This window comes from Paenibacillus psychroresistens (genome assembly GCF_009728935.1).
GTDB classification, from domain to species: Bacteria; Bacillota; Bacilli; order Paenibacillales; family NBRC-103111; genus Paenibacillus_AC; species Paenibacillus_AC psychroresistens.
Genome location: NZ_CP034235.1, coordinates 5677377 through 5691879, shown reverse-complemented (window position 1 = coordinate 5691879; position 14503 = coordinate 5677377). Strand labels below are relative to the sequence as shown.

Below are 14503 nucleotides of genomic sequence, written 5' to 3'. Positions count from 1 at the left end.
CATAAAGAGCTTTATGCGTTATTTTTCATGACATAATTATTTTTTTCTGTTTACCCCAGTTTAACCTTGGACGTTTACGATGAGCTAGCTTGAGAAAATATTCAATGTATTAATTACTTGGAGATGCTCAAGAATCAATCACTAAATGGAGGGTTATATGAAAAAAAGCTGGAGTAGAGGATTATATCGTGTTTTTATTATATTGCTAATAGGTATCATTATGGGAACAACCATTCCGCCTTCTTCTGTTTCAGCTGACACAGTTTTTGAAGATGGGGATGGGACAAGTGCTTTACCTTACCTGATTACAAATGGGGATCAGCTTAACGCCATTAGAGACAATATTTATGCCCATTATAAGCTGATTTCAGATATCGATTTGTCTGCATATGCAGCAGCTGATGGCGGGAAGGGCTGGAAGCCAATTGAAGGTTATTTTAGTGGATCGCTTGATGGTGATGGATATAAGATTACAGGGTTATCTATCAATCGCAGTGATGTTGATAGTGTGGGATTGTTTGAGATGATTTACACGGGGAGTATAACGAACTTGAAGCTTCTGCAAGCTGATGTAAAAGGGAGCTCTGATACGGGAATTCTGGCGGGTCACGCGGTAGATGCTACTCTTTTGCATGTATATACCTCTGGACATGTCGAAGGGAACCAGGATGTGGGTGGTTTGCTTGGTAAGCTGGAGGGCTCGACACTCACTTATACTGGATCCTCGGCATCTGTCTACGGAAGTGCAGGTTATGTAGGTGGACTGGTGGGCTATTATTATAGCAGCAACAATAACGAAGAAATATCGAACAGCTATGCAGAAGGAAATGTTCATGCAGCGGGATCATATGCAGGGGGACTTATTGGTCATTCATACAATGGAAATATTAAGCGCTCCTACTCATCCGGAAATGTCCTAAGTGACCAGAACGATGTTGGGGGATTACTTGGGTCGGGGTATAGGGGCAATGTGCAGCTGAGCTACGCGCTTGGTTCAGTGAGCGGTGCAGATACTGTTGGCGGATTAATTGGCTATCTAGACGGGATGACGATCTCTAAAACTTATGCAGCTGGGTTTGCATCTGCTGGTGGCTACATTCTAGGTGGTTTTGGGGGATACAACTATGGTTCTACAGTATCTGATTCTTACTGGGATGAAACCACAACGGGGACTCCTTATGGGTATGGTTGGTCATCCGAATCTTCTAGTGTTTCAGGATTAATAACTGCAGACATGGTTCATTCATCCAGCTTCGCAGGCTGGAGCTTTAGTGGAACTTGGGCGGGAGCAGCAGGAAAAAGCTATCCGTATCTGCAGGATAATGCGCCTCTATGGTTGACTGATTTGGCAGCTGTCCCTAATGCAGGAACTGCTGGGACCATATCACCGGTCTTTGATGTAGGAGTCAAAGAATACAACATTAGTGTGACGAATCTGGCCACAGCTCTGACTATTACGGCTCCCGCTGCAAATTCAAGCGCAACTGTAAATATTGTGGGTGACAATACGCTGGTTACCGGCGACAATACTGCAACAATCACCGTTAGTGATGGGAATGATAGAGATCAAGTGTATACCTTGCATATACATAAGCTTGCTTCATCGGATTTGTCATCAGATGCTCAATTATCGGATATACAAGTTAACGGAGACTCCATCGCAGGTTTCAATAGTGGCTTAAATGACTACACACTATCTGTACCGAATACGAATACCGCTGCAAATATTACGGCCAGCACTCATCACGCTGATGCAACCTATACTGTTGCAGGGTGCAGTAGTCTGCAAATTGGAAGCAACATTTGTACGATTATTGTATCCGCATCGGATGGAACCCAGAAAACGTACACAATTACTGTCATACGCAATAGGTTTGCGGGTGGAGAGGGAACTATGGCATCCCCTTACTTAATTGCCACTGCAGATCAGCTTAATGCTATTAGAGATGACTATCAGAAAGTATTCAAGCTTACTGACGATATCGATTTGTCTTCCTATGGGGCAGCAAACGGAGGGCTTGGTTGGGAGCCGATTTATTTTGAAGGAACCTTAGACGGGAATGGACACAGTGTTACAGGCCTTTCCATTCAGCGTCCGAATGAAGATATAGTTGGTTTGTTTCAATATATCTATATAGGCAGTGTCACCAATTTGAAAATTGTCCAAGCGACGGTTGTCGGCCGGGACAATGCAGGTCTATTAGTAGGCTGGCATAGCTCAGGTACTGTGACAAACGTTTCCGCTTCAGGTAGTGTGTCAGGCCGAAACAGTGTGGGTGGGCTGATTGGATACGTGACAAACGGAAATGTTACGTTAAGTAGTTCTCTTGCTCATGTAACAGGGAGTGGCGATGCAGTGGGTGGTTTGATCGGCTTAAATGAGGGGGGCACTGTAAGTACAAGCTATGCAGAAGGCAATGTACAAGGCTCCAGCTTGGTAGGGGGCCTTATAGGTAGTGATAACTACTACGGAAATATCTCTAATACATATGCGACGGGACAGGTGACAGCAGTTAATGCATCCGCAGGCGGCCTGATTGGTAAAACCCAATCAGGCACATATGGAACTAGCTATGCAACAGGGAAGGTAACAGGAGCCAGTGCTGCTGGCGGCTTGGTTGGCACTAAAACGAGCGGGACCGTTACTACCAGCTATTGGAATACAACGACCTCCGGGGTGAGCAGCGGTGCAGGTTCAGGCAGCGTTTCTGGAATAACGGGAATTACAACAGCTAATATGAAGCTTAGCGCCAGCTTCAATACATGGAATTTCAGTACGCTATGGAATATTGTAAGTGGGACAACTACTCCCTATCTGCGTGAAACTCAGCCTTTGTGGTTGACTGGTTTAACGGTAACCGCAGATTCGGGCACAGTCGTCTCTGTTTCTCCGAGTTTGGATAATATTACTTCAGCTTATACAGCTGTGGTTGCGAGCGATGCTCAGAGTGTCACGATAACAGGAGCTACTTTAAATCCAACTGACACTATTACAGTGGTTGGCGGCACTAATCTTGCTGTCGGCAATAATAGTGTTACGGTTACTATTGCCAGCTCAAACGGTTTTCGAAGCAGAGAATATGTCTTGAATGTCGTGCGTTCTGACCCGTCAGCTGCTGGTTTAAGCTCTCTGTTACTATCCTCTGGAGCACTAAGTCCGGCTTTTGCGGAAGCAACTTTAGCTTATAGTTCAAGTGTTGCTTACAATGTATCAAGTCTAACGTTGACGCCTACTGTTAGTAATGCAGGCTCTACGGTTACTGTTAATGGAATAGCAGTAGTTAGCGGTCAAGCAAGCGGAGGGATTCCGCTTGTAGTGGGTGTAAATACTGTTGCTGTGGAAGTAACCTCTCAGGATGGGTCGAATACGAAGACCTACAACGTGACTGTAACGCGCGCTGCAGGAAGCTCTAATGCTAACTTAAGCGCATTGACAACGACCGGAGGCACTCTCAGTCCGACTTTTACAGCCGGCACTATAGCATATACGACTCCTAATGTTTCTAATATAACATCATCTATTACGGTTAGACCGACTGTTGCTGATTCAACAGCGACTGTGAAGATTAGCGTAAATGGTGGGGCGGAAATAGCTGCAACCAGTGGCAGTAATAGTTCTGCGCTTCCCCTTGTGGTTGGGAGCAATAGTATTGTTATTACAGTTACTGCGCAAATTGGCACAACGAAGAGCTATACCCTCACTGTGACTCGAGCAGCAAGTACGACTGCAACATTGAGCAGTTTAACTTTGTCTTCGGGTTCCATAAGTCCAACATTTACGGCGAACACGATTAATTATACGTCCACCGCAGCGAATAGCTTTTCGAGTGTCACAGTTACTCCTACTGTGACCAATGCGAATGCAACTATATCTGTGAGTGTTAATAGCGGTACTTCGACAGCAGTGGTCAGTGGTCAGAGCAGTGTACCGCTTGCTTTAAATACGGGTTCGAATGTCATTAATGTGGTTGTGACAGCTCAGGATGGTACGACAATAAAGACTTACAAGATTACGGTAACACGCAGCAAGAGCACAGCCAGCAGCATCACTGCATTCAGCTTCGAGGGATTGACACCAGCGGTATCAGGTACGATTACAGGCACTGCAATTTCTTTAACTGTTCCATATGGGACGAGTAAAAATGGGATAATTGCGACCTTTACAAGTTCAGCACTGTCGACAGTTAAGATTGGGACAACAACACAATCGAGTGGTACTACGTTAAATGATTTTACCACTCCGGTAACTTACAAGGTTACAGCAGAAGATGGCACAACGATCAAAAACTACACGGTAACGGTAACAGTTGGAGCGAATACGGCAAAAGATCTGACGGCATTCAGCTTTGCAGGATTGACACCTGTTGCTACAGGAGTGATTAGCGGCAACAACATTGCGCTTACCGTACCTTTTGGAACGAATGCGTCATCGTTGGTCGCCACATTCACTAGTACGGGATCTGTCGTGAAGAAAGGTTCAACTACTCAAGTGAGTGGAACCACGGCAAATGACTTTTCATCACCGGTGACATACACGGTTACTGCAGCGGATAGCACTACAAAAAATTACCTTGTGACCGTCACTATTGCGGCAAATAATGCGAAGGATCTTACAGCATTCAGTTTAGTTGAGCAGACGGGAGCAGCAACGATTGATGCAGCGGCACATACGGTAGGGATTCAAGTAGCCAATGGAACAAACTTAGTTGGGTTGACGCCGACGGTGGTGGTATCGGCGAACGCTACAGTGAGTCCTGTCTCGGGAGCGGCGATGGATTTTTCGGGTGGAGCGGTGAGCTACACGGTTACTGCGCAAAACGGCGATCAGCAGGTGTGGACGGTAACCGTGAGTGAAGCGCCAGCTCCATTGAGTGGAGCGAATGCTATTACGAGCTTTTCGTTAGCAGCGCAGACAGGAGCGGCAACGATTGATGCAGCGGCGCATACGGTAGGGATTCAAGTTGCGAATGGCACAAACTTGGTTGGAATGACGCCGACGGTGGCGGTATCGGCGAACGCTACAGTGAGTCCTGTCTCGGGAGCGGCGACGGACTTTTCGGGTGGAGCGGTGAGCTACACGGTTACTGCGCAAAACGGTGATCAGCAGGTGTGGACGGTAACCGTAAGCGAAGCGCCAGCTCCATTGAGCGGAGCGAATGCTATTACGAGCTTTGCGTTAGCAGCGCAGACAGGAGCGGCGACGATTGATGCATCGGCGCATACGGTAGAGATTCAAGTTGCGAATGGAACCAACTTGGCTGGATTGACGCCGACGGTAACGGTATCGGCGAACGCTACAGTGAGTCCCGCCTCGGGATTGGCGGCGGACTTTTCGGGTGGAGCGGTGACCTACACGGTTACTGCGCAAAACGGCGATCAGCAGGTGTGGACGGTAACCGTAAGCGAAGCGCCAGCTCCATTGAGCGGAGCGAATGCTATTGTGAGCTTTGCGTTAGCAGCGCAGACAGGAGCGGCAACGATTGATGCAGCGGCGCATACGGTTGTGATTCAAGTTGCGAATGGAACCAACTTGGCTGGGTTGACGCCGACGGTAACGGTATCGGCGAACGCTACAGTGAGTCCTGTCTCGGGAGCGGCGACGGACTTTTCGGGTGGAGCGGTGAGCTACACGGTTACTGCGCAAAACGGCGATCAGCAAGTGTGGACGGTAACCGTAAGCGAGGAACAAGCGCCATTGAGTAGTGGGAATGAGATAATAAGTTTAACATTATCGGAGCAGACAGGAGCAGCAACGATCAATGCAGTGGCGCATACAGTTGGGATTCAAGTTGCGAATGGAACAAACTTAGCAACAATAGCACCTACGATAACCGTATCGGCGAATGCCACTGTGAATTCATCATCAGGAGCAATAGTAGACTTTTCTAACGGCTCGGTCAGCTACACGGTTACTGCGCAAAACGGCGATCAGCAAGTGTGGACGGTAACCGTGAGTGAAGAGTCAGCACCATTGAGTAGTGGGAATGAGATAATAAGTTTAACATTATCGGAGCAGACAGGAGCAGCAACGATCGATGCAGCGGCGCATACAGTTGGGATTCAAGTTGCGAATGGAACCAACTTATCGACATTAGCACCAACAGTAACCGTATCAGCGAATGCCACTGTGAATCCATCATCAGGAACCATAGTAGACTTTTCTAACGGAGCGGTCAGCTACACGGTAACAGCGCAAAACGGCGATCAGCAAGTATGGATGGTAACGGTAAGCGAGGAACAAGCACCATTGAGTGGTGAGAATGAGATAATAAGTATTACGTTATCAGGACAGACAGGATCGGCAACGATAAACGCAGCAGCACAGACGGTAACAATTCAAGTGACGAATGGAACAAACTTAGCGATATTGGCACCGACAATAACGGTATCGACGAATGCGACTATAAGTCCCGCCTCGGGGGCAACGGTGGACTTTTCCAACGGACCAGTCGCCTACACGATCACCGCACAAAACGGAATTAATAGGATTTACGAAATCACTGTGAGTCGAGCGGCTTCAGCAGTGGATAATTCAAGTAGTGGGAATAACCGTCCAATTGAGCCGAATAATATCAATGACTCAGAACCAGCTTTAACCGACGGTAAACTTATTTTAGCGGCTGGAGCTTCCGGTATGACGAAGCTGGGAGATGAAGTCGAAATATCAATTCCTGCAGGAGCAACAGAGCAAGAATTGCGATTATCTATTGAGAAATTGCTCGATACCTCTAACTTAAATACGGATAAAGTAGTCTTGAACGGTTCTGTATATGAAGTCATTAAGAATTTTAGCTCAAATTTTATAAAGCCAGTGACCATTACTCTTACATTTGATCCCGACCATGTTCAAGCCGGTCAAAAGCCTGCAATCTATTTCTATGATGAAATTCAGAAAGAATGGGTGAATATTGGCGGAGAAATATCGGGTAATAAAGTCACAGCTGAGACTAATCATTTTACAAAATTTGCAGTATTAAACCCACAACAAGATCAGACGAAACAACCTGAAGATCAAAAATCACTATTCTCAGATACAAAAGGACATTGGGCAGAAAAAAATATAGACCTGGCTGTGGTAAAAGGATTATCAGCTGGTTATCCAGATGGAACGTTTCAACCGAATAGCTCAGTTACTCGCGCTGAATTTGCGGTTATGCTTTTCCGTGCGATGGAATTCCAAGATAAGCCTGGAGAACTATCCTTTACTGATAGTGAAAAGATTGGTTCATGGGCAAAAAATGCAATCTCACAATTAGTCAGTTTAGGTATAATAAGCGGCTATGGAGATGGTAGCTTCCAGCCGGACAAGAAAATTACCCGTGCCGAGATGATCGTTATGCTGGCTAGAGCGATGAATAAACTTTACGAAATGGCTGTTGATCCCAACGAAAATACAGCTTTTGCAGATAATTCGATAATCCCGTTATGGGCAAAAGCTGAAGTTGCTGCAGTAGCCAAGAAAGGTCTTTTACAAGGACAGGAAGGCAATAAATTCGCCCCGAATGCTATGGCGACAAGAGCCGAAGCTATAAGTGTTTTATTGAGAATATTGGAACTGAAGTTGAATCAATAAAAGCTGAAGAATTAATAGACCGTGAACTCATTTGGAGTGCGGTCTATTATTATTCTACATTATTAATAAAATCTGTTTGCCCAGTCGACTCTTACAACAATTTAGCGAAAATTGTATAATGAAAATGTCTCACTAATGGAATACCTGAAAGGAGCTCCAGCATGCGCGGATTAAGGGGCAATAGCTTTTCAAAAACCAAAGCAATTGGACTCAGCTCGTTTGTAATCCTAATGTTAACTGTACTTTTAGGTTCAACAACAATATTCGCTAACGGAACAGCAAACCAGCATTCAGGCTCCTTAATTTTATCTGATGTCCCATTTACATACATAGTTAATGAGCAAATGGATGTTCTGCCGGGCAGCAATCAAGAATGGTCGCTTGAAGACATACTAACAACGGAGCTCCAGAGCCAATTTCAGCCTGCAAAGGGAAAATCAGCTTTTGGATATGGATCGTCTTCCTATTGGATACGCATTAATATCAAAAATGCATCATCCAGTGAGCAATGGGAGGTGAGCCTATTAAATCCGCTAATGGATAAAATTGAGGTTTTTGATCCCGCAGCACAAGGATCAACACCGATAATGGATATGAATCGGCAGTATCCAACTTATGCAATAAATCTGCTGCCTGGACATTCAGCAACTCTATATATTCATTGTGAAACATGGGGGTCGATGATCGTACCTTTGCGTATAGCGGAGCAATCGACTTTATATGAATCTGTGCATATTGAATTCTTATTATACGGTTTATATTATGGCATGATTATGATCATTATCGTTTATATGTTCTCTGTTTATATGACTTTTCGAAACTCATCCTATATCTATTATATTCTCTATATCTTATGCTTCAGCTTGTCACAATTTGTCTGGAATGGGCTGGCGCGGCAATTTTTTCTGTCAGGCATCTTAGCGGAAAATATGCAAAGAAACCTGCTCCTAAGTGGTCCAGCAAATACATATGATTTTTTCTATATATTGAGTGTTGGTTTTGGTTTTCTAGCGCTCAGAAAGATTTTGAATCCACAAAGCTATTCGCCATTAATTGACTTTTTTTGCCGTTGGATGATTATTATCTGCGCGGTGATGGTTGCTGGTATATTTCTATTCTACTCGTTTGGAATTGCCCAATACTTGATCTGGTTTAAGCTCGTGATCAATTTTATGGTTCCGATAGTTATTATTGGCTGTGCATGGAAAGGGAATAGCTTGGCGAAATATCTTTCTATTGCCATCATCCCGTTGCTTTTAATTGGTGGTCCTAGTATTTTATTGTCTTTTGGACTGCTTCCTGATAATTTATTAACGCACTTTGGCTTGCAATTTGGATCAGCAACGGAATTCTTAGTTATGTCGCTTGTGTTGTATGAACACGTTTCGAGATTGCAAAGAAATCAATTTAAGGCTCAGGATGATGTAGTAGCAAGGCTAGCCAATTGGAATGAGGTATTGCAGATCACTGTGGAAGAGCAGACTGAGGATCTGAGGATCACCAATAATGAGCTTATTGCCGCTCAAGAGTCCCGCACCCGGCTGCTGCAGAATATCTCTCATGACATTCGCAGTCCGCTCAATTATGTGCAAGGCGGCATTCAAGCACTTATGCAGAAAATGGCACCACAGCCTGAGCAGCATGCCAAAATTTTGGGCAATATTTACGATAAGGTTTTTGAAGTGAACCGTTTTATTGACGATTTTTTACAGCTAAGCATTCATAAAAGCGCTCAAGAGAAGCTTAACTTACAGAAAGTTAATTTTCTGGAATATATGGCAGTCCTATTCGAAGAGCTCACTGTGGATATAGAGTATGCGAATATAAAGTGTGAGCTGCTGATAGAATCTAGCAAGCTCGAATCCTTTGTTCTCTTAGATCTCCATTTGATCAAAAGAGTATTAGCTAATTTGGTTAGCAACGCATGCAAGTTTACGCCTAAAGGTGGGACAATTACACTTCAAGCATCTTTAGGAAAAAACTTCGGAATGATTATGGTTCAAGATACCGGGCAAGGCATAGCACAAGAGCATCTCGGTCATATTTTTCGCAGGCATTATAAGGTAGGGGAAGAGCAAGGCAGCGGATTGGGCTTAGAGATTGCCAAGGAAATTGTTGAACGGTATGGCGGTGAAATTTGGGTAGAGAGTGAGCTTGAAGTTGGCTCAAGATTTTATTTCACTTTACCGTTAGCTGAGGTTTAGTACTATTCCGTGACAAGCGAGAGAGAAGGGAGAGCGGCATGCGAATTGTAAGATTTTTATGGCTGATAAGTATACTAAGCTCTTTGCTTATAACTTTCTCAGCAACAGCTCTTGCGGCGGATAAAGCTGAAACGATTACCCTGAATAAAGTCCAACATTCTTATTCATTGAACCCTTATATTGAAGCTCTGGCAGACTTCAGTGGGAAATGGACCTACAATGATGTTTTATTACCAACTATGAGTACAAGCTTTCAATTTGCAGAAGGCAAATCCTCTTTCGGATATACGTCAGATGTATATTGGGTACGTGTTTCTATACTGAATAATTCAGCTAATGTTAATTGGGAGCTGAATCTAAAAAATCCGCTGATGAATAAAGTGGAGATATACGGCCTTAAACAAGCAGCTGCACTAAAGCGTAACAATCCGACCTTTGCCATTCAGCTTCCTCTCGGTCAAGTTTCTACGATATATATTCGCAGTGAAACTCCCGATACGATGATTATCCCCCTGCAGCTGACCGAGCAATCCACTTTATATAAGTCGTTGCACTTTGAATTTCTTGTTTTTGGACTTTATTATGGGGCGATGCTAATTATTATCATCTGTTTATTTGCTTTATATATATCTACCAAAAACCTAGCATTCATATATTACACCTTTTATATCTTGTTTTATTGCTTCGCTAACTATGTTTGGAATGGGTTGGCTGGTGCTTACTCAGGTAATGGACATACGACAGAGAAAGTCGGGAGAACGTTGCTTTTCGACACTCCTGCCGTGGCATATGAGTTTTATTTTTTGATGAGTGTTTGGTTTGGGTGCATCTTCTTAAAAAATATAATGGCTCCTGCTTCTTATTTGCCATGGATAGACAAGCTGCTTCGTTTGATAATTTGGGTTTGTCCAGTTGTTTTAATTGCCACTGTTAGTATTTACCCGTTCGGCATGGCGCCTTATCTTGCAAGGTTTAAAGGGGTGATTATTATCCTGATGATAGGTGTTATTATCGCATGTGCCTGGAAGGGTAATCGGATGGCAAAGTATCTAGCCATAGCCAAAATACCGCTTTTTCTGGGGATTGTCATACCGAGTACCTTGTTATCTTTTGGAGTTTTACCTGATAATTTCTTCACCCACTATGCCACTCAGTTTAGCTCTATTGGTGAGTTTATCATTACGGCTATTGTAGTCTCCAAACAATTGAATCTAATGCGAAGACAGGATGAAGGTGCCCAGCTTATCCTCGTGGAAACCTTGGCTAGTTGGAATATGACTCTAAAAGAAACCGTTGCGACTCAAACGGAGAACCTAAATCGGACTAATGACGAGTTAATTATTACCGAAGCCAAGCGAATGGAATTGCTGCACAATATATCTCAAGAAGTGCGTAGTCCGCTTAATAATGTGCAAGAAAGTATCCAGCTGCTGATGGAGCAGATTGAAATGAGTCCGCAGCAGCAGGAGAGGCTTTTGGCTAAAGCCTACGATAAAGTCCAGGATATCAACCATTACATGGATGAATTTTTGGAATTAAGCCATGAAACTAATCAGCAAGCTGCCTTGCAAATGGTCATGTTTACAGATTGGATCGACGATATATTCAATGAGCTTGCTTTAGAAATAAAAGAATCGGGGTTTGAATGTGAGACTTTAATTACACCGTTTGATACCGATGTAGATGTACTGATTGAACCTTATTTGATCAGAAGAGTTATTCAAAACCTAGTGAAAAATGCTCGTGCTTTCACCCCTGCAAATGGAACGATTAAATTGCACGCAAGTCAAAAGGATAAAATGATTTGGATTTCAGTGAGTGATACAGGGCAAGGTATTGAACCCGAGCAGCTGGCTAATATTTTTAGGCTTTATCCAAGAGATAAGGAAGATCAAGACAGCAGGTTAGCGGTTGTGGTTGCTAAAGAAATCGTGGAGCGGCATGGCGGAGATATTTGGGCCGAGAGTGAGCTAGGAAAAGGAAGCAAGTTTTATTTTAGTTTACCAATCGTGGTTGCGGGTAGTTAAGCTTATGTCAGCCCTTTGGGTGCATGGGCTTTTTTTGTGCGATTTTTTTTAGTTTACCCCAGTTTAACCTTGGCTGATTATACTTGACATTAGCTTAGATTCAAGGGGGAGATGAGTTGCAAAAGATGATCGTAACTGAGTTTGTAATTGGCAAGACAGTGGCTGAAGATGTTTTCACAAGGCAGGGTTTACTCTTGATAAGAGCAGGACATAGGGTAACGGAGTCGATGGTAGAACGTTTTCTAAAATATAACGTAGTCACCATTTGGGTTGAAAAATGAAAATGGAAAAAGAACACGTAAGCTCAAAAGGGAGCTTACGTGTTCTTTTTATAAGCTAACTCTCAATTTCAAACTTGTATCCAAATCCTTTTACCGTCTGGATGTATCGCGGCTTATTGGGATTCATTTCAATTTTCTTACGCAGCTTATGAATATGTACTTTAATCAGATCGGAAGAGTAGCTTGCGATATCGTTCCAAATTAAATCATAGAGCTGTCTGGGATGATAGACTCTCTTCGGGTTTTGCGCCAAGGTTAACAGCAAATGAAGCTCTTTAGCTGCCAAAGTAACAGGTTGTTCGTTCGCAATGACTGTTAAATGATCTAGGTCAATGACCAATCCGGGAAAGCTGAGTTTATTTACGGTTTCCTTCGTTTCAACAAGCAGCTTACCCCAGCGGAGATGGGAGTGAATTCTTGCAATTAGCTCGATATGATTATAAGGCTTGGTTATAAAATCATCTCCACCAGCCTGAAAGGAATTTACCATATCCTCTTGCTGTGTGTTGCCTGTCAGAAAAAGAATTGGACGATTATAAAGGGTTCTGATCTCTCGGCATAGAGTTATACCATCTATATCCGGCATCTGAATATCAAGTAGAATCAAATCTGGTTTTTCAGCAGCGAGATAGCTTAAGCATTGCTCCCCATTGAAGGCTTGATTGACGTTAAATCCCTCAGCTATAAGAAATAGCTGCAGCATTTCTTGTAAATGAACGTCATCATCTACAGTTAAAATTGTTGTTGCCATAATTGCAAGTCTCCTTTTATGTAAAGCTTTAAGGCGATTCTTATTATTTTACCAATTATTTTGCAAGTTAAATAGGACATAGATTACATTTTCATTAAAACCTTTAATATTATACGGTCTAGAAAATACTATACATTTAGCTATGGTGTGCTACTATATTAATAAATAGTAACACTGATAGCTGTGGAGGTAACTAATGAGTAATAAAGATTCATTGACTCGATTTGGAGTGTCTATGCCTGAAGAGCTTGTAGCTCGTTTTGATCAAATGATAACAGAGCAAGGTTATGATAATCGTTCCGAAGCTATTCGTGATTTAATCCGCAAGGCTTTAATCGAGCCAAGTCAAATGGCGGTTTCGCAAACGGTAGCAGGTACGATCGTAATGGTTTATGACCATCATGTCAGCGAATTGCCAATCACATTAATGGAGCTCCAGCATAACTATCATCATGATATCATATCTACCATGCACATCCACCTGAACCATGAGCTGTGCTTAGAGATCCTCGTCGTTCGCGGTCAAATTCAGAGATTGCGTGAACTGACTAATTTAATTCATATTCAAAAAGGTGTATCTTACGCAGAGCTATCCGTTACTTACATAGATCAAGCAGAATCAGATTTGGCTCATAGGGGGCATCACCATGCTTAAGAAAATTATCGCCAGTCGTCGAAATTGGTTGGGGTATTTTATTTGCGTTGTATTACTGCATGTTGTTGGATTTATCGGACTCTTAACTGTCGCAGGTGATAATTCAGCTTTCTGGAGCATGGGATTGCTAGCGTATACGCTGGGGTTAAGGCATGCTTTTGATGCCGATCACATTGCAGCTATAGACAATACGGTTCGCAAATTAATTCAACAGAAGAAGAATCCGCTTGGTGTTGGCTTTTATTTCTCGTTAGGGCATTCATCGGTTGTGTTTCTAATGGTGCTGGCAATCGCGTTATCCATTCATTGGATTCAGGATAAGATGCCGCAAATGCAGGAAATTGGCGGAGTTATTGGCATTACGGTTTCAGGCAGCTTCTTAATCCTTATTGGGATTATCAATCTAGTTATTCTGTACAATTTATATAAAATATTTCGACAAATGCGCAAGGGTATACAGCCCACGGAGAACATAGAGGAAATGTTGGATAATCGCGGACTATTATCGAGGTTGATTAAACCGTTTTTAAAATTTGTCAGTAAAAGCTGGCATGTTTATCCTCTAGGCTTCTTGTTTGGACTGGGATTTGATACCGCGACAGAGATTGGTTTACTTGCAATTTCTGCAGGAGCAGCTAAGAGTGCAATATCCGTTTTTGGCATTCTCTCTTTGCCTTTATTGTTCGCAGCTGGCATGAGTTTAATGGATACTGCGGATGGAATGTTTATGTCGACGGCATATCGCTGGGCTTTTACGACTCCTCTCCGCAAATTGTATTACAATGTAACAGTAACCTCCGTTTCAGTAGTGGCAGCTTTGTTAATTGGAACTGTTGAGCTTATTCAAGTGCTTAGTGACAAGCTACATTTACAATCCGGCTTTTTCAAATGGGTCGGCGCTTTAGACTTTGGCGATCTGGGGTACATGCTTGTAGTTTTATTTATCTTGGCTTGGCTGATTTCCGTCTCGATTTGGAAGTATATGAAGGTTGAAGAACGAATGGGATCCTAA

Annotated in this window: 7 protein-coding genes; 6 read left to right on the top strand and 1 reads right to left on the bottom strand. The window is 43.2% G+C overall.

From position 1 onward, the window contains the following. The first annotated feature begins 157 nt into the window (after positions 1–157). The 4 genes from EHS13_RS26000 (at position 158) to EHS13_RS25985 (ending at position 12085) form a co-directional block, all read left to right on the top strand. A complete protein-coding gene (locus EHS13_RS26000; RefSeq protein ID WP_162463258.1) occupies positions 158–7573 on the top strand; it encodes an SGBP N-terminal domain-containing protein in 7416 nt (2471 codons plus the stop codon). 161 nt (positions 7574–7734) lie between these two features. After that, on the top strand, positions 7735–9777 hold the full coding sequence (locus EHS13_RS25995; protein ID WP_155703173.1) for a sensor histidine kinase: 2043 nt from the start codon (positions 7735–7737) through the stop codon (positions 9775–9777). A 38-nt stretch (positions 9778–9815) separates the two neighbouring features. Beyond that, complete coding sequence (locus tag EHS13_RS25990) at positions 9816–11804, top strand: sensor histidine kinase (protein WP_155703172.1); 1989 nt, start codon at positions 9816–9818, stop codon at positions 11802–11804. Between the two features lie 116 nt (positions 11805–11920). After that, positions 11921–12085 carry a hypothetical protein gene (locus EHS13_RS25985; protein WP_155703171.1) on the top strand — a complete coding sequence of 55 codons (165 nt, stop codon included), beginning with the start codon at positions 11921–11923 and terminating at the stop codon, positions 12083–12085. Positions 12086–12140: 55 nt separating this feature from the next. Here the strand turns inward: EHS13_RS25985 and EHS13_RS25980 are convergent, their stop codons facing one another. Beyond that, the gene (locus EHS13_RS25980; RefSeq protein ID WP_155703170.1) at positions 12141–12836 is read right to left on the bottom strand and encodes a response regulator transcription factor; all 696 of its coding nucleotides are present in this window, start codon (positions 12834–12836) and stop codon (positions 12141–12143) included. A 196-nt stretch (positions 12837–13032) separates the two neighbouring features. Here EHS13_RS25980 and nikR point away from each other — a divergent pair, with 196 nt between their 5' ends. Continuing rightward, positions 13033–13491: a nickel-responsive transcriptional regulator NikR gene (gene nikR / locus EHS13_RS25975; protein WP_155703169.1), complete on the top strand. Its 459-nt coding sequence runs from the start codon at positions 13033–13035 to the stop codon at positions 13489–13491. After that, positions 13484–14503, top strand: coding sequence for a HoxN/HupN/NixA family nickel/cobalt transporter (locus tag EHS13_RS25970; protein ID WP_155703168.1), 1020 nt, complete (start codon positions 13484–13486; stop codon positions 14501–14503). Before nikR ends, EHS13_RS25970 begins: the two co-directional genes overlap by 8 nt.

What these genes read in the sequence shown, in the direction of transcription:
- EHS13_RS26000 (WP_162463258.1), top strand. Translation starts at nt 158, where the DNA reads ATGAAAAAAAGCTGGAGTAGAGGATTATATCGTGTTTTTATTATATTG.
- EHS13_RS25995 (WP_155703173.1), top strand. Translation starts at nt 7,735, where the DNA reads ATGCGCGGATTAAGGGGCAATAGCTTTTCAAAAACCAAAGCAATTGGA.
- EHS13_RS25990 (WP_155703172.1), top strand. Translation starts at nt 9,816, where the DNA reads ATGCGAATTGTAAGATTTTTATGGCTGATAAGTATACTAAGCTCTTTG.
- EHS13_RS25980 (WP_155703170.1), bottom strand. Translation starts at nt 12,836, where the DNA reads ATGGCAACAACAATTTTAACTGTAGATGATGACGTTCATTTACAAGAA.
- nikR (WP_155703169.1), top strand. Translation starts at nt 13,033, where the DNA reads ATGAGTAATAAAGATTCATTGACTCGATTTGGAGTGTCTATGCCTGAA.
- EHS13_RS25970 (WP_155703168.1), top strand. Translation starts at nt 13,484, where the DNA reads ATGCTTAAGAAAATTATCGCCAGTCGTCGAAATTGGTTGGGGTATTTT.